This is a genomic window from Micromonospora sp. NPDC049801 (genome assembly GCF_040656575.1).
GTDB lineage: Bacteria > Actinomycetota > Actinomycetes > Mycobacteriales > Micromonosporaceae > Micromonospora.
This window is the reverse complement of sequence record NZ_JBFAMS010000018.1, coordinates 125,352-140,404: the sequence shown is the minus strand read 5'-3', so window position 1 is coordinate 140,404 and position 15,053 is coordinate 125,352. Positions and strand designations below refer to the sequence as shown.

Below are 15,053 nucleotides of genomic sequence, written 5' to 3'. Positions count from 1 at the left end.
TCGACGTCTACTGGGTGCACATCTGGGACCAGCGCACGCCCATCGACGAGACCATGCGGGCACTCGACGACGCGGTCACCGCCGGCATCCCCTCGCGAGCCTCGGTCCTGCCCACCCCTTTCACCCCAGGAGGACGTACGTGTCGACCGCCACTCATCGCGCGCAGCCCGGCCGTGTCGGTCAGGCCTGGCGCGGTTTCCGCCGCTGGCGGCGGTCCCGGCCATTCTGGGGCGGCCTCTTCACCATCCTGGCCGGAGTGGAGATCCTCGGCACCACCAAGGTCAGCCTGGCCGGGCTGACCCTGCAGATGGGCCCGACCGGCTTCCTGTCCTGGTTGATCCCCACCATCCTGGTCACCTGCGGCCTCCTGATGTGGCTCAGCCCCGCGCAGCGGATCTTCTATGCCATCGTCGGCGCGGTGACCGCGGTCTACTCGCTGATCGGAGTCAACCTCGGCGGGTTCTTCATCGGCATGCTGCTGGGCATGGTCGGTAGCGCGCTCGGCTTCGCCTGGGTGCCGGTGAAGAAGTCCGCGGCGGTGCCCCTGGCCGCCGAGGAGCCGGACGACGAGCGGGCCGAGGACGGCGCCACCGCCGACGAAGCGCCGCTCGTCGACGAGCTGCTGCCGGAGCGCGAGCGGGAGGACGAGGTCACCGGGCCGCTCACCGACATCCTCCCGCAGCCGCGTGCCGTGTTGCGCGAACCAGCACCGGCTGAGCGGGCGAGCGCGGGCGACACCACGGAGATGCCGCCCTTCGCCGCCGAGCCGGAGGCGTCCCAGACCAGGTCGACGGTGGCCCGCGACCCGAAGACGTACGTGGTGACGCTGCTCCTGATGAGCCTCGCCAGCGCGGGTCTGACGACGGTCGACTGGGCGTCGCCGGTGCGAGCGGCGGCGCCCTCCTGCCCAACCCCGACCTCGTCGGTCCGGCCCAGCACCCCCGCCACCTCTCCGGCCAGCCCGAGCCCGAGTGCGAGCCCCACCGCCACGTCGGATAAGTCGGACGGAAATCTGCTGACCGACATCGTCGACGGCATCGGTGACCTGTTCACCGGCGGCGACGACGACGAGGCGGAACCGACAGGTGGATCGGCCGAGCCCACCGGCAGCGCCGCGCGAGCCGGCGCGTCGGCCACTCCGAGCGCCACTCCCACCGTCAGCGTCAGCGCCACACCCAGCCCGACCCGGACGGCGACCCCCACCCGCGCCCCCGACGATTCGTGTGCCAGCCCGAAGCCGACCAAGCCCGCGCCCGTCGAGCCCGGCAAGCCGCTGCCCAAGCTGGCCGCGGACCCGGACATGCCCAAGGTCTCGGCCACCCCCGCGAAACTGACCGGGTCCAAGGTGGAGATGACGAACCTGCGGTTTCGCGGAGTCGAGCCGTTGCGCACCGCCAACGGCGAGATGCGGGCGCTGAAGTTCACCATGAGCAAGGCGGTGACAAGCGACTTCGCGTTGCTGGTCGCGGGGCCTTCGGGCGGCTCGCTGTTGAGCGAGACCGACCAACTGACGATCGACGGTGACGTGACCTTCTACGCGACCCGGTTCGTCGGCCGGTTCCTGGGCATCAAGGTCACCCTGACTCCGGACCTGCCCTTCCCCGACGGCATCCCGGTCACCTCGCCGCTGCCGCTCACGTTCACCGACCCGCAGATCGACCTGGCCTTCATCTCCTGCGACACGTTGACCGGCCGACCCACCCTCAAGCAGACGTTGCAGTGACCGCAGCGTGGGGCGGCGTCCGGACCGGACGCCGCCCCACGAGCTGAACACCGGTCAGAGTCGGGCCAGCGCCTTGCGCAGCGGGTCGAGGCCCAGCGCGCCCAGGTCCAACGCCTGCCGGTGGAACTCCCGCAGGTCGAAGTCGGCGCCCTTGCGAGCCATCGCGTCCTCGCGTGCCTGCAACCAGATCCGCTCACCCACCTTGTACGACGGCGCCTGGCCCGGCCAACCCAGGTAGCGGTTCAGCTCGAAGCGCAGGTTCTCGTCCGGCACCCGGCAGTGCGCCCGCATGAACTCCCAACCCAGCTCGGGCGTCCACCGCTCGCCCGGGTGGAAGCCGAACGGGTTGTCCTTCGGGATCTCCAGCTCCAGGTGCATGCCGATGTCGACGATCACCCGTGCGGCGCGCATCGCCTGACCGTCGAGCATGCCCAGCTTGTCGCCCGGGTCCTGGAGGTAACCCAGCTCGTCCATCAGCCGCTCCGAGTACAGCGCCCAGCCCTCGCCGTGCCCGGAGACCCAGCAGAGCAGCCGCTGCCAGCGGTTGAGCAGGTCGGCCCGGACGGCCGTCTGGGCCACCTGAAGGTGGTGCCCCGGCACGCCCTCGTGGTAGACCGTCGTCACCTCGCGCCAGGTGGAGAAGTCGGTGATGCCCTGCGGCACCGCCCACCACATCCGACCAGGCCGCGAGAAGTCCTCGCTCGGCCCGGTGTAGTAGATGGCCCCGTCGCTGGTGGGCGCGAGGCAGCACTCGATCCGGCGGACCTGCTCCGGGATGTCGAAGTGGGTGCCGTGCAACTCGGCGATGGCCTTGTCGGCGAGCGCCTGCATCCAGTCGCGGAACGCCTCCTTGCCCTGGATCGTGCGCGCCGGGTCGGCGTCGAGCCGCGCCACCGCCTCGTCGACCGTCGCACCCGAACCGGCGATGCGCCCGGCGACGACCCGCATCTCCGCCTCCAGGCGGGCCAGCTCCGCGAAACCCCAGGCGTACGTCTCGTCGAGGTCGATCTTCGCGCCGAGGAAGTACTGCGAGGCGAGTTCGTAGCGCTCCCGGCCGGCGGCCTGCTTGTCGCGCCCGTGCGGGGCCAGCTCGGCCCGCAGGAACTGACCGAACTCGGCGGTGGCCGCGGTGGCCGCCGCCGCGCCCCTGCGCAGCTCGGCGCCGAGGGTGCCGTCCGCGCCCAGCCGCTCGACCAGACCGTGGAAGAAGTTGTCCCCGGTCGGGTCGGTCCAGATGTCGCACTGCTTGGCCACCTCGACGAGCTGCACCTTCGAGCTGACCTGCCCGTCGGCGAGCGCCTCACGCAGCGTGGTCTTGTAGCCCTCCAGCGCGCCGGCGAGGCCGTTGAGCCGGGTGGCGATGTTGGCCTGCTCGTCGGCCGTCGCAGTCGGCATCAGGTCGAACACCATGCGGATCTCGTGCAGCCCGCTGGTGATCACGCTGACCTCGCTGGTCGTCTCGCCGGCCTCGTAGCGGGCCAGGTCCAGACCGAGCCGTTCCTGCATGGCCTCCTTGGCGGTGCGCTCCGCCTCGGTGTCCGGCTCGGCCGTCTCCAGCTCGGTGAGCGTCTCGCGGGTCAGGTCGGCGCGCGCCCGGTATCCGTCCGGTGAGAGGTCGTCGAGCTTGTTGTCATGGCCGGCGATGCCGACGTAGGTCGCGCCGGTCGGGCTCAACGGCGCCCACTTGTCCACGTAGCGGTTGGCGATTTCATCAATTCGTCCCACGCTGCGACACTACGTGACCGCCCGGTCAGGATGTCGATGTCAATTGTCGTGTCCAAGCAGCGGAAAAGCGGACGACTCTGTCGCACCCCTCCGGCAGAGTGTCAGGGGTGACAACCGATATCGCTCCTGACAGGGTCCCGCTGCGGGCCTGGTTACCGGGCTTCTTCGCCCTCGCCGCCATCTGGGGCTCCAGCTTCCTGTTCATCAAGGTCGGCGTGGCCGAGCTGCACCCCGTGCAGCTGACCCTCTACCGCGTCGGCGCCGGCGCGCTGACCCTGTTGGTCGTCCTTGCGGTGCTGCGCGACCGGCTGCCCCGTGAGCCCCGGGTGTGGGCGCACCTGGCCGTCGTCGCCGCGTTCGGCGTGGCCGTGCCGTTCACCCTCTTCGGTTACGGCGAGCAACGGGTCGAGTCGATGCTCGCCGGCATCTGGAACGCGACGACGCCGTTGATCGTGCTGCCGCTCGCGGTGCTGGTGTTCCGGACCGAGCGGTTGACCGTACGCCGGGCGATCGGCCTCGGGCTGGGCTTCGTCGGCGTACTCGTCGTGCTCGGGGTCTGGGAGGGCATCGGAGGGGCGCACTTCGTCGGGCAGGTGATGTGCTTCGGGGCGGCCGCCTGCTACGGCGTCGCCATCCCGTACCAGAAGCGGTTCATCGCCGGCAGCACGCACTCCGGGCTGTCCCTGTCCACGGCGCAGCTGCTGCTCGCCACCGTGCAGCTCGCCATCGTCACCCCGTTCGTCGCGGGCGCGCCGCCGCTGCCCACCGAGCTGTCGGCGAAGGTCGTGGCGAGCGTCCTGGCCCTCGGCGCGCTCGGCACCGGGCTCGCCTTCGTCATCAACATGCGCAACATCCGGTTGGCCGGCGCGAGCACGGCGTCCACCGTCACGTACCTGATTCCGATCTTCGCGGTGCTGATCGGCGCCGTGGTGCTGGACGAGCGGCTCAACTGGCACCAGCCGGTCGGTGCGCTCATCGTGCTGCTGGGCGTCGCGGTCGCGCAGGGCGTGTTCGGCCGTCGGACGCCCCGACCGGTCGTCGGCGTGAGCGCGCCCGCCGCGCCGGCCGTCGAGCCCGCCGCGCCCGCCGTCGAGCCCGCCCGCCGCTGACCCGCCGCCATGCCCCGACCAGTCCGGACCGCCGGTCAGGCTCGGTTGCGGGTCCACTCCACGAGCTGCTCGGCCGACCAGGTGTTGACCACCCGGTCGGCCGGGACGCCGCAGCGCGCGGCCCGCTCGCAGCCGAACCGCTGCCAGTCGAGCTGGCCGGGCGCGTGCGCGTCCGTGTCGATCGCGAAGCGGCAGCCCGCCTCCAGGGCGCGTCGGATCAGTCGCTTCGGCGGGTCCTGCCGCTCCGGCCGGGAGTTGATCTCGACTGCGGTGTCGTGTTCCGCGCAGGCGGCGAAGACGGCGTCCGCGTCGAAGTCGCTCTCCGCGCGGGTCCGGGCCCGGTGCCCCTTGTCACCCGGGCCGGTCACCCCGGCCGGCCGGGACGACACCATCCGGCCGGTGACGTGACCGAGGATGTCCAGGTGCGGGTTGGCAACGGCCCGCACCATGCGCCGGGTCATCTTCGACCGCTCGTCCTTCAGGCCGCTGTGCACCGAGCCGACCACCACGTCGAGTCGGGCCAGCAACTCCTCGTCCTGGTCGAGCGACCCGTCGGCGAGGATGTCCACCTCGATGCCGGTGAGGATCCGGAAACCCTCCGGCAGCGCCGCGTTGACCTGCGCCACGTGGTCGAGCTGACGGCGCAGCCGCGCCGCGGTCAGCCCCCGGGCCACGGTCAACCGCGGCGAGTGGTCGGTCAACACCAGGTACTCGTGACCCAACTCGACGGCGGCCAGCGCCATCTCCTCGATGGGCGAGCCGCCGTCGGACCAGTCCGAGTGGGTGTGGCAGTCGCCCCGCAGGGCGGCGCGCAGCGCCGCGGCCTCGGCATCGAGGTCGCTGCCCTCGGTCGCCACCAGCCGGCGCAGATAGACCGGTTCCTCACCGGCCAGGGACTCCGCCACGCAGCGAGCCGTCACGTCGCCGACACCGGCCAGCTCGGTGAGGGTGCCGTTGCCGGCCCGTTCGGCTACCTCGGCCGCCGGCAGGCCAGCCAGCGCCGTGGCCGCCGAACGGAACGCCCGCACCCGGTAGGTGGCCTCGTTCGCCCGCTCCAACAGGAACGCGATCCGGCGCAGGTCGGCGATGGGGTCCCGGGCGGCCATGTCAGGGAGCCTTCGGGCAGCCGTGTTGGCGCTGCCACGCGGTCACCTCGGCGGCCGGTTCCCGGTTGCCGTCGCGCCGCCACGAGTCCAGGTAGCGCGCCGGCCAGATCACGCCGCGCCGGATCCACCACCCGTCCTTACCGGCGCACGGCGGCGAGATCCCGAAGTGCACGTGACAGACGTTGTTGGCGTTGCCGGTCCGGCCCACCTTGCCGAGTTGCTGACCGGCACGCACCCGGACCCCCGCCTCGACGTCGGACGAGACGACGCTCAGGTGCGAGCCGTAGTAACGCACCCCGTCGTCACCGAGCAGCGACACCGACAGGCCGCCGTTGTCCGGGCCCTGCGGCCCGCTCTTGGAGTACCTGTCGACGCGACTCACCTCCAGCACCTTGCCGTCGGTCACCGCCACGAACGGCTGACCGCAGTTCGCGAACACGTCCGTCGCAGGGTACGCCCCGTGCGTCGGGTGGTAGTCCACGTTGTCGGCGCGTACCGGAAAGACATGCCGGACCCCGGCGCGGGGCGCGCTCGGCGACGGCGTGGCCGACGACGGCGTCGGGCTGGCCGGGGGCTTCGTGGTCGGCGCGACCGGCGGGGCCGCCGGCTGCTCCCCGGTCGCCCAGACCGCCGACGGCGACGGCGCGGCGACGCCGTCCGGCGGCACCCCGGGCCGGGTGGTCGCGCAACCGGCGGCGAGCATCGGGGCGAGCAGCAACAGGATCGGGTACGCCGGACGCACGCGGCGACCGATCGTCGGCGAGGGCATTCGGCCATCCTGACAGACCGGTACCGTGGGGACGAGCGACGCGCGTGAGGGAGGGCAGCCGGTGAGCATCGCCCGAGAAGGCCCCATCCCGGACCCGGCCGCCGCGCGCCCGGCGTCGCGTACCCCGTCGGGGCTCTTCCCGGCCGGGCCACCGACCAGACCGACCTACCGCGAACCGCACCCGGTGACCGGCGCTGGGGTCGCCTCCGGCGGCGGTGCGGCGGCTGCCTGGCTGCTGCTGTTCGGGCTCCTCGGCACCGACGTGGTCGGTTACGCGTGGTGGACGGTGGTGGCCGGCCTGCTCGCCTGGGCCACCGCGCTGGTGCTGGTGCGGTACGGCGACCGTGGAGTGGCCACCGGAGTGGCCATCGTGACCGCCGGCGGCTGGAGCATCGCCGCCGCCGTGGTGGCCGTGCGCTGGGCGACGAGCGGTGACTGGCCGCTGTGGTGAGCGAGGCCGGACCGACCCGGATCAGGGCGTGGGCGACTGCGTCGCGTGCCCGGTTGGCTGCGGAGCGAACGCCGTCTTGACGTGGCCGCCGAGACTCGGCACTCTCGGCACTATGGCCTGGACCACCCCGCGGCAGGACCCGGATCGCAACCGCCGCCGCCTCCAGTTGCTCGCCGAGTTGGCGGGCGCACGGGCGGTACGCCAGCGCAGCCGGCCGCAGCGAGAGCGCACCGAGCGTCTACGCCAACTCATCGCCACCCGCCGTCGGGTAACTGGCTGATCGGACTTTGTCAGGTTTGGCCGGCGTCTCGGGGCGTTGACCGGTCGCCTGCCGACCCGACCGGCTAACGTGCACCCTTGACGAGTCGGCGCTGTGCCGAGGGCTTTTGGGGGAACCGTGTCGTACTTCGCTGCGGCCGTGGTGCGTGATGACAGTGGCTGGACCGCGACCGAGGTCAACCTTCGGGGTGCCACGGACATCGACGAGGTCGCCGACCGGCTGCGCGACGTCGACCAGGAAGCCGACGTGTCGCTGCTCTTTGTCGAGGCCGACGACGCGTACCTGGTGATCCTGCGTCTCGACGAGGGCGAGGACCTGCGGGTCTTCGGATCGGACTCGGCGTACGCCGAGGAGTCCCGGCTGGGTCAACTGCTGGTCGGTGACCTGAAGACGTCGGTGACCGGGCTCGACGGCGACGACGAGCCGCGCCCCGCCGCCAGCGGCGACGAGGAGAGCGAGCAGCCCGCCGTCGACCCGGAGGCCGATCCGGTGGGCGACGCCGACCTGCTCGCCAACCTGGGCATCTCCGCGCAGAAGCTGCTGACGCTCTGCGGCACCGAGGGAATGCTGCCGGCGGACGTCACCGCCGAGATCTGCGAGGCGCTCGGCTGCGCCGACGAGGTCGAGGAGTTGCGTGAGGTCTGAGCCGGCCGACGCCACCGACCCGTCGTTGGAGATGATCAGGCCGGGCCAGCCGACGCCCGGCGCGGTGGGCCGAGCCGGGCCGGGCGCGCACGAGGGCCTGGCCGACCCCGGTGAGATCGGGCGACGGCAGCGGCACGAGCGGTGGATGCGCCGAGCCCTGGAGGTCGCCGTCACCGACCCGGCGATCCCCAGCGGTGGCGTCGACGACATTCCCGTGGGCGCGGTGCTCTACGGCCCGGACGGCGGCGAGCTGGCGATCGGGCGCAACGAGCGGGAACTGACCGGCGACCCCACCGCCCACGCCGAGGTGCTGGCCCTGCGCCGGGGGGCCGAACGGACCGGCGAGTGGCGGCTGGACGGCTGCACGCTGGTGGTGACGTTGGAGCCGTGCACCATGTGCGCGGGCGCGCTGGTGCTCGCCCGGGTCTCCACGGTCGTCTTCGGCGCGTGGGAACCCAAGACCGGTGCGGCCGGCTCGCTCTGGGACGTGCTGCGCGACCGCCGGCTCAACCACCGTCCCGAGGTGTACGGCGGTGTGCTGGAAGCCGAGACCGCCGCCGTGCTGCGCGCCTTCTTCCGCTGAGGCCCCGCGCTCTCGCTGGCCCCGCGAGGGGGAGGCGGGTGGTCAGGTTGCGGGCAGGGTGACCGTGACGACCAGGCCGCCACCCGGGCGGGGGTGCGCCTCGGCGGTGCCGCCGTGGGCCCGAGCAACCGCACGGACGATCGACAAGCCCAGTCCGAAACCACGCGTACCGGCCACCCGCTCGCGCGACAGCCGGCGAAACGGCTGGAACATCGTCTCGACGTCGTAGCCGGCGATCAGCGGGCCGGTGTTGGTTACCGTCAGGGTGGGTCGTCCGTCCACCAGGGCGGTGCGCACCTCGACCCATCCGTCGGCGGCCAGGTTGTGCCGTAGCGCGTTCTCCACCAGGTTGAATGTCAGCCGTTCCAACAGCACCGGGTCGCCATTGGTCGGGGCCGGGGCGAGCGACCGGTGTACGGGCAGGTCGGGCGCCTGCTTGCCGGCCTGGTCGATCACGTGCGCGCAGACCTCCGCCAGGTCGACCGCCGTCCGCTCGGTCAGCTCGTTCTCCGAGTCGGCGAGGGTCAGCAGCCCGTCGATGAGCCGTTCGTGCCGCTCGTTGACCGCCAGCAGCGACTCGCCCAACCTGCGCGTCTCCTCCGGCGCGTCCGGCCGCGTCACGGCCAACTCCACCAGCGCGCGGTTCAGCGCCAACGGCGTCCGCAGCTCGTGCGAGGCGTTCGCCACGAACCGGCGCTGCCCGTCGAAGGAACGGTCCAACCGTTCCAGCATCTCGTCGAACGTGTCGGCGAGTTCGCGTACCTCGTCGCGGGGACCGGCGAGCGCGATCCGCTCGTGCAGCCCGCGACCGGCGGTGTCCGCCCCGGCGATCCGCCGCGCGGTGTCGGTGACCTGCTGCAACGGCTGCAACGCCCGCCCGGCGAGCAGCCAGCCGAACGCGATGGCCACCGCCGACACCACGATCAGCGCGATGCCGCCCTGGGTGAGCAGCGACTCCAACGCGTTGCGCCTCGCCTCGCTCTGCGCCTCCTCGACGAGGGCGCGCAGCGTCTCGATGTTCTGCCCGTTGCCCGGCTTGGGTGGCGTCGCGGTGGTCTTCGGCAGGTCGCTCAGTTTCACCCCGAACGGCTGGGGCGTCCGTTGGTCCACCAGCACGTACGTGACGGCGAGCAGGACCACGCCGGCCAGCAGGAAGAGCCCACCGTAGATCAGGGTGAGGCGACCGCGGATGGTGAGCCGCTTCATCGGATGCGGTACCCCGCTCCCGGCACCGTCTCGATCACCGGTGGGTCGCCGAGCTTACGGCGCAGCTTCACCATGGTGACCCGGACCACGTTGGTGAACGGGTCGATGTGCTCGTCCCAGGCGCGTTCCAGCAGCTCCTCGGCGGAGACCACGGCGCCGTCGGCGCGTAGCAACTCGGCGAGCACCGCGAACTCCTTGCGGGACAGCGCCACGTGCCGGTCGTCGCGGCGTACCTCGTGGCGGGCCGGGTCGAGCTGGATCCCGGCGCGGCGCAACGTCGGCGGTGCGGCCGGGCGGGCGCGACGGGTCAACGCGTGCACCCGCGCCGACAACTCCACCAGGGCGAACGGCTTGGTGAGGTAGTCGTCCGCGCCGATCGCCAGGCCCGCCACGCGCTCGCGTACCGCCGCGGCGGCGGTCAGCATCAACACCCGGGTCTCCCCGCCCGCGTCCACGATCGCCCGGCACACGTCGTCGCCGTGCACCACCGGCAGGTCCCGGTCCAGGACCACCACGGCGTACTCGTTGACGCCGAGCCGTTCCAGCGCGGCGTCCCCGTCGTACGCCACGTCGACCGCGAACGACTCACGGCGCAGCCACTCGGCGATGGCGTCCGCCAGCAGGTTCTCGTCCTCGACCACCAGCACTCTCACCCGTCCATGGTCCCCGTTGGCGGGTAACGGCGGCGTAACCGTGCACGGTTACGCCCCGGATACGTCCGCTGCCGTGAACTGGGCGGCAACGTCCGGCGATCCGCGCCGGAGGAGGAAACGGAGGCGGACACCATGCGGCGACAGATACTCGCGATCCCCGCCCTGCTCGTGCTGGCACTGGCCGGGTGCGGCCCAGCGGACGACGGCGGTGGAGTCGCGACCGCCGGCGGGGCGAAGGACGGCGTGACGGCGAGCGCCACACCGGCGGACGACTCGGAACGGCAGCTCGCGTTCGCCCGGTGCATGCGGGAGAACGGGGTGGAGATGCCCGACCCGGAGGCGGGCGGCCGGCCGGCGTTCCGGTTCGGCGAGAACGTCGACCCGCAGAAGGTGCAGTCCGCCATGGAGAAGTGCCGCGACAAACTGCCCAACGGCGGGCAGGGTCCCCAGCTCAACCCGGAGCAGGCCGAGCAGATGCGCACCATGGCCAAGTGCATGCGGGAGAACGGCGTGCCGAACTTCCCGGACCCGGACGCCGACGGACGGATCCAGATCACCAAGGGCGACAGCGGGCTCGACCTCGGTGACCCGGCGCTGCGCGCCGCCATGGAGAAGTGCCGGCAGTACGCGCCGCAGTTCGGCGGTGGCCGGTGACCGGCGCCACCCGACGCGTACCGCTGCGGGCTGCCCTCGTCGGTGGCGTCGTGCTGCTGGTCGCGGCCGTGGGAGTGATCGCCGCGGTCGGCTTCGGCGGCCGGAGCGGCGGCGACGCCGCCCAGGCCGGCGCTTCGGCGGCCACCGCCGCCATCACCCGGCAGACCCTCGCCGACTCCCAGACCGCCGACGGCGAGCTGGGGTACGGCACGACGCGTACCGCCACGGCGAGGCTGAGCGGCACGCTCACCGGACTGCCGGCAACGGGGTCGACGGTACGGCGGGGCAAGGCGCTCTACCTGGTCGACAACGCGGAGGTGGTGCTCCTGTACGGCGGACTGCCCGCGTACCGGACGCTCGCCCCCGGGGTGGAGGGCCCCGACGTCGCGCAGTTCGAGCGGAACCTCGTGGCGCTCGGCTACGACGGATTCACGGTCGATGACGAGTACACCGGGGCGACCGCCGACGCGGTCCGCGAGTGGCAGGACGACCTCGGCCTGGCCGAGACGGGCCGGGTCGAGCCCGCGCGCGTCGTGTACGCCGACGGGGAGGTGCGGGTGGAGAGCCACCAGCTCGACGTCGGCGCGGTCACCCAGCCCGGTCAGGCGGTGCTCACCTACACCGGCACCAGCCGGGTGGTCACCGTCGAGTTGGACGTGGACGACCAGCGGCTGGCCAAGCGCGACGCGAAGGTCGCGGTCAAGCTGCCGGACGGCCGGGCGGTGAACGGCACGATCAGCACGGTCGAGACGGTCATCCAGACCGGTTCCGCCGGCGCCAACGGCCAGGCGGCGGAGGCGGAGACGAAGATCGAGGTGACCGTAACGGTGACCGATCCGAAGGCCCTCGCCGGCTTCGACCAGGCCAGCGTCGACGTCACCTTCACCGCCTCGGAACGCGCGGACGTGCTCACTGTGCCGGTGGCGGCGCTGCTGGCCCTCGCCGAGGGCGGCTACGGCGTCGAGGTCGTCGACGGCGGCGCCCGCCGGATCGTGGCGGTGACCACGGGCCTGTTCGCCGACGGGCGGGTGGAGGTCACCGGCGAGGGAATCGCCGAGGGGACGACGGTGGTGGTGCCGGCGTGACGGGCGACGTGATCGTGCTGGACCGGGTCAGCAAGCGGTATTCCGGCGGCGTCGTCGCGTTGGACGACGTGTCGTTGCGGATCGGCTACGGCGAGCTGGTGGCCATCGTCGGCCCGTCCGGGTCGGGCAAGTCGACGATGCTGCACCTCATCGGCACCCTCGACCGGCCCTCGTCGGGCAGCGTCCTCATCGACGGGTACGACGCGGCGAAGCTCACCGACCGGGAGCTGTCGGCGCTGCGGGCCACCCGCATCGGCTTCGTGTTCCAGCAGTTCCACCTGGCCCCCGGCGTTCCGGTGGTGGACAACGTGGCCGACGGGTTGCTCTACTCCGGCGTACCCCTGCGGAGGCGGCGCGACCGCGCGGAGGCCGCGCTGGTCCGGGTCGGCCTGGGCCACCGGCTGGGGCACCGGCCGCACGAACTCTCCGGCGGGGAGCGGCAGCGGGTGGCCGTGGCCCGGGCGGTGGTGGGTGAGCCGGCCGTGCTGCTCGCCGACGAGCCGACCGGGAACCTCGACTCGACGTCCGGCGCCGGAGTGCTGGAACTGCTGCACGAGCTGCACCGGGCCGGCACCACCGTCGTGGTGATCACCCATGATCGGGAGATCGCCGACAGCCTGCCCCGACAGGTACGGATGCGGGACGGCGCGGTGCGGCACGATTCGGTCCTCGCGACGGGCGGGGTCGGCTGATGGCGGTGCTCACCCCGGCCCGGATGGGCCCCGGGGACGTCCTGCGCGTCGGTGGCGTGGGCCTGCGGACCCGACCCCTGCGGGCGTTCCTGTCCGCGCTGGGCATCGCGATCGGCATCGCCGCGATGATCGCGGTCGTCGGCATCTCCTCGTCGTCCCGGGCCGAGTTGGACCGGGCGCTCGACGCGCTCGGCACCAACCTGCTCACCGTGGAATCGGGCAACACCCTGTTCGGCGCGGACGCCCAGCTCCCCGAGGAGTCGGTGTCCATGATCGGCCGAATCGGTCCGGTGACCGAGGTATCCGCGACCGGGCAGGTGTCCGACGCCAAGGTCTACCGCTCGGACCGGATTCCGGCCGCCGAGACGGGCGGGATCGCCACCCGGGCGGCCCGCCTGGACCTGCTCGGCACCGTCGGGGCCGAGGTGACCAGCGGAACGTGGCTCAACGAGGCCACCGCCCGCTACCCGGCGGTGGTCCTCGGCGCGACCGCCGCCGACCGGCTGGGGGTCGGCGAGGCGGACCCGCAGGTACAGGTGTGGCTGGGCGGGCGGTGGTTCACCGTGGTCGGTGTCCTCGCTCCCGTGCCGCTCGCCCCGGAGCTGGACACGTCGGCGTTGGTCGGCTGGTCGGCGGCGACCGACTATCTGGGCTTCGACGGGCATCCGAGCACCGTCTACACCCGGGCCGAGGAGTCACAGGTCGAGGCCGTCCGGTCGGTGCTCGGCGCGACCGCCAACCCGGAGGCGCCCAACGAGGTGGAGGTGTCCCGCCCGTCCGACGCGCTGGCCGCCGCCGAGGCGACCGACGCCGCCTTCACCGGGCTGCTGCTCGGGCTGGGCGCGGTCGCCCTGCTCGTCGGTGGCGTCGGCGTCGCCAACACCATGGTCATCTCGGTGCTGGAACGCCGGGCCGAGATCGGCCTACGCCGGTCGCTCGGGGCCACCCGAGGTCAGGTACGCACCCAGTTCCTCGCCGAATCGCTGCTGCTCTCGGCGCTCGGCGGGGTCGGCGGGGTGCTGCTGGGAATCCTGGTCACCACCGGATACGCGCTGTCCCAGGACTGGCCGACCGTGGTGCCGGCGTGGGCGATGCTCGGCGGGGTGGGTGCGACCCTGGTCATCGGCGGCTTCGCCGGCCTCTACCCGGCGGTCCGCGCCGCCCGGCTCGCCCCGACGGAGGCGCTCACCGCTGTCTGAGCGGCGTGGCCCGGCGTGTCGTGGCGTGGCGTGGCCTGGCCCGGCGTGGGCGAAAGAGCGTGATGACTGTGAGGCATCAAGATGCCTGTGAGTCATCACGCTCTCCGCGGTGCGCCGTCCCCGGAAGGTCAGGCGATGATCGTGTCGAGCGCGATCTCGACCATCTGGCTGAAGGTCTGCTCCCGCTCCTCCGACGTGGTCTTCTCGCCGGTCTTGATGTGGTCGCTGACGGTCAGCACGGTCAGCGCCCGAGCCTTGAACCGGGCCGCGATCGTGTAGAGCGCCGCCGACTCCATCTCCACCGCCAGCACGCCGTAGTCGGCGAGCGTGTCGTAGAGGTCCGGCCGGTCGGTGTAGAAGGCGTCCGCCGCCAGGATCGGTCCGACGTGCATCGCGATGCCGCGCCGCTCGGCCACCTCGACCGAGGTACGCAGCAGCCCGAAGTCGGCCACCGGGGCGTAGTCGATCAGACCGTCGAAGCGCATCCGGTTCATGTTCGAGTCGGTGGACGACCCGATCGCCGCCACCACGTCACGCAGTTGCAGGTCGGTGCTGAGAGCGCCGCAGGAGCCGACCCGGATCAGCGTCTTCACGCCGTACTCGTTGATCAGCTCGTGGGCGTAGATGGAGGCGGACGGCATGCCCATGCCGGAGCCCTGGACGGAGACGTCGACGCCGTTCCAGCGGCCGGTGAAGCCCAGCATGCCCCGGACCGTCGAGTAGCAGGTCGCGCCCTCGAGGTAGGTCTCCGCGATCCACTTGGCCCGCAGGGGGTCACCTGGCATCAGGACCCGCTCGGCGATCTCGCCCGGCTTCGCGCCGATGTGCGTACTCATGGCAAAGATCCTGCCAGGCCGGCTCGGGCGATACCGGTTCGGCGTCCGAACCCGCGGTCCTGTACCCTCGTCGGCGGTGGCGTGTCCGAGTGGCCTAAGGAGCACGCCTCGAAAGCGTGTGAGGGTTTACGCCCTCCGCGGGTTCAAATCCCGCCGCCACCGCTCGTGCGTAGCAGCGCGCCGGGGACCGTACGGTCCCCGGCGCGCTGCTTGTTCTCCGCCGTCAAGGTCTGCGTGAGACTTTGCAGAAGAGACGAAATTTCTACTGGTTGCGATCATCACATTAACTGTGGTAACTCTATGAGCTTCCGGTGTCCAGGCGGTTCCGCACACTTGA

15 protein-coding genes, 1 tRNA gene and 1 pseudogene are annotated in these 15,053 nt (G+C 72.2%); 11 read left to right on the top strand and 6 right to left on the bottom strand.

All coding sequences use genetic code 11. The features are described 5' to 3' along the window. Positions 1-139: 139 nt before the first annotated feature. Positions 140-1,723 (top strand): DUF6114 domain-containing protein, encoded by a 1,584-nt coding sequence (locus AB0I89_RS28290; RefSeq protein ID WP_357132961.1) that lies wholly within the window; start codon positions 140-142, stop codon positions 1,721-1,723. Positions 1,724-1,777: 54 nt separating this feature from the next. On the opposite strand, the gene AB0I89_RS28285 is transcribed toward AB0I89_RS28290, so the two are convergent. Next, on the bottom strand, positions 1,778-3,448 hold the full coding sequence (locus AB0I89_RS28285; RefSeq protein WP_357132959.1) for a DUF885 domain-containing protein: 1,671 nt from the start codon (positions 3,446-3,448) through the stop codon (positions 1,778-1,780). A 107-nt stretch (positions 3,449-3,555) separates the two neighbouring features. On the opposite strand from AB0I89_RS28285, the pseudogene AB0I89_RS28280 reads away from it, so the two are divergent. After that, positions 3,556-4,710 (top strand): annotated as a pseudogene (locus tag AB0I89_RS28280) (DMT family transporter); the annotation flags it as partial. Here the strand turns inward: AB0I89_RS28280 and AB0I89_RS28275 are convergent. Both AB0I89_RS28275 and AB0I89_RS28270 read right to left on the bottom strand, forming a co-directional pair. Further along, the gene (locus AB0I89_RS28275; protein WP_357132957.1) at positions 4,593-5,663 is read right to left on the bottom strand and encodes a PHP domain-containing protein; all 1,071 of its coding nucleotides are present in this window, start codon (positions 5,661-5,663) and stop codon (positions 4,593-4,595) included. The pseudogene AB0I89_RS28280 and the gene AB0I89_RS28275 sit on opposite strands and share 118 nt — an antisense overlap. 1 nt (position 5,664) lies before the next feature. Further along, complete coding sequence (locus tag AB0I89_RS28270; RefSeq protein ID WP_357132955.1) at positions 5,665-6,432, bottom strand: peptidoglycan DD-metalloendopeptidase family protein; 768 nt, start codon at positions 6,430-6,432, stop codon at positions 5,665-5,667. An 85-nt stretch (positions 6,433-6,517) separates the two neighbouring features. On the opposite strand from AB0I89_RS28270, the gene AB0I89_RS28265 reads away from it, so the two are divergent. From AB0I89_RS28265 to AB0I89_RS28250, 4 genes are all read left to right on the top strand, one after another. Continuing rightward, on the top strand, positions 6,518-6,883 hold the full coding sequence (locus AB0I89_RS28265; protein WP_357132983.1) for a hypothetical protein: 366 nt from the start codon (positions 6,518-6,520) through the stop codon (positions 6,881-6,883). Between the two features lie 112 nt (positions 6,884-6,995). Continuing rightward, positions 6,996-7,163 (top strand): hypothetical protein, encoded by a 168-nt coding sequence (locus AB0I89_RS28260; protein ID WP_357132953.1) that lies wholly within the window; start codon positions 6,996-6,998, stop codon positions 7,161-7,163. A 117-nt stretch (positions 7,164-7,280) separates the two neighbouring features. Beyond that, complete coding sequence (locus AB0I89_RS28255) at positions 7,281-7,808, top strand: tRNA adenosine deaminase-associated protein (RefSeq protein WP_357132951.1); 528 nt, start codon at positions 7,281-7,283, stop codon at positions 7,806-7,808. Positions 7,809-7,839: 31 nt separating this feature from the next. Continuing rightward, positions 7,840-8,391 (top strand): nucleoside deaminase, encoded by a 552-nt coding sequence (locus AB0I89_RS28250; protein ID WP_357132981.1) that lies wholly within the window; start codon positions 7,840-7,842, stop codon positions 8,389-8,391. 42 nt (positions 8,392-8,433) lie between these two features. On the opposite strand, the gene AB0I89_RS28245 is transcribed toward AB0I89_RS28250, so the two are convergent. Further along, positions 8,434-9,597 carry a HAMP domain-containing sensor histidine kinase gene (locus tag AB0I89_RS28245; protein WP_357132949.1) on the bottom strand — a complete coding sequence of 388 codons (1,164 nt, stop codon included), beginning with the start codon at positions 9,595-9,597 and terminating at the stop codon, positions 8,434-8,436. Beyond that, positions 9,594-10,250: a response regulator transcription factor gene (locus tag AB0I89_RS28240; protein ID WP_357132947.1), complete on the bottom strand. Its 657-nt coding sequence runs from the start codon at positions 10,248-10,250 to the stop codon at positions 9,594-9,596. Before AB0I89_RS28240 ends, AB0I89_RS28245 begins: the two co-directional genes overlap by 4 nt. A 132-nt stretch (positions 10,251-10,382) precedes the next feature. Between AB0I89_RS28240 and AB0I89_RS28235 the strand changes: the two genes are divergently transcribed. Genes AB0I89_RS28235 through AB0I89_RS28220 form a run of 4 tightly spaced genes read left to right on the top strand, consistent with a single transcriptional unit; the run spans position 10,383 to position 13,880 of the window. After that, positions 10,383-10,904 (top strand): hypothetical protein, encoded by a 522-nt coding sequence (locus AB0I89_RS28235; RefSeq protein ID WP_357132945.1) that lies wholly within the window; start codon positions 10,383-10,385, stop codon positions 10,902-10,904. Then, a complete protein-coding gene (locus AB0I89_RS28230; protein WP_357132943.1) occupies positions 10,901-11,989 on the top strand; it encodes a peptidoglycan-binding protein in 1,089 nt (362 codons plus the stop codon). Before AB0I89_RS28235 ends, AB0I89_RS28230 begins: the two co-directional genes overlap by 4 nt. Before the next feature lie 8 nt (positions 11,990-11,997). Continuing rightward, complete coding sequence (locus tag AB0I89_RS28225) at positions 11,998-12,681, top strand: ABC transporter ATP-binding protein (protein WP_357132979.1); 684 nt, start codon at positions 11,998-12,000, stop codon at positions 12,679-12,681. Further along, entirely contained in the window at positions 12,681-13,880 is a 1,200-nt protein-coding gene (locus AB0I89_RS28220) for an ABC transporter permease (protein WP_357132941.1), read from the top strand. The genes AB0I89_RS28225 and AB0I89_RS28220 overlap by 1 nt, the downstream gene beginning before the upstream one ends. 128 nt (positions 13,881-14,008) lie before the next feature. Here the strand turns inward: AB0I89_RS28220 and deoD are convergent, their stop codons facing one another. Continuing rightward, the gene (gene deoD / locus AB0I89_RS28215) at positions 14,009-14,716 is read right to left on the bottom strand and encodes a purine-nucleoside phosphorylase (protein WP_334627940.1); all 708 of its coding nucleotides are present in this window, start codon (positions 14,714-14,716) and stop codon (positions 14,009-14,011) included. Positions 14,717-14,791: 75 nt separating this feature from the next. Between deoD and AB0I89_RS28210 the strand changes: the two genes are divergently transcribed. Continuing rightward, a tRNA-Ser gene (locus AB0I89_RS28210) sits at positions 14,792-14,878 on the top strand. Positions 14,879-15,053: the final 175 nt, after the last annotated feature.

What these genes read in the sequence shown, in the direction of transcription:
- AB0I89_RS28275 (WP_357132957.1), bottom strand. Translation starts at nt 5,663, where the DNA reads ATGGCCGCCCGGGACCCCATCGCCGACCTGCGCCGGATCGCGTTCCTG.
- AB0I89_RS28270 (WP_357132955.1), bottom strand. Translation starts at nt 6,432, where the DNA reads ATGCCCTCGCCGACGATCGGTCGCCGCGTGCGTCCGGCGTACCCGATC.
- AB0I89_RS28260 (WP_357132953.1), top strand. Translation starts at nt 6,996, where the DNA reads ATGGCCTGGACCACCCCGCGGCAGGACCCGGATCGCAACCGCCGCCGC.
- AB0I89_RS28250 (WP_357132981.1), top strand. Translation starts at nt 7,840, where the DNA reads ATGATCAGGCCGGGCCAGCCGACGCCCGGCGCGGTGGGCCGAGCCGGG.
- AB0I89_RS28245 (WP_357132949.1), bottom strand. Translation starts at nt 9,597, where the DNA reads ATGAAGCGGCTCACCATCCGCGGTCGCCTCACCCTGATCTACGGTGGG.
- AB0I89_RS28235 (WP_357132945.1), top strand. Translation starts at nt 10,383, where the DNA reads ATGCGGCGACAGATACTCGCGATCCCCGCCCTGCTCGTGCTGGCACTG.
- AB0I89_RS28220 (WP_357132941.1), top strand. Translation starts at nt 12,681, where the DNA reads ATGGCGGTGCTCACCCCGGCCCGGATGGGCCCCGGGGACGTCCTGCGC.
- deoD (WP_334627940.1), bottom strand. Translation starts at nt 14,716, where the DNA reads ATGAGTACGCACATCGGCGCGAAGCCGGGCGAGATCGCCGAGCGGGTC.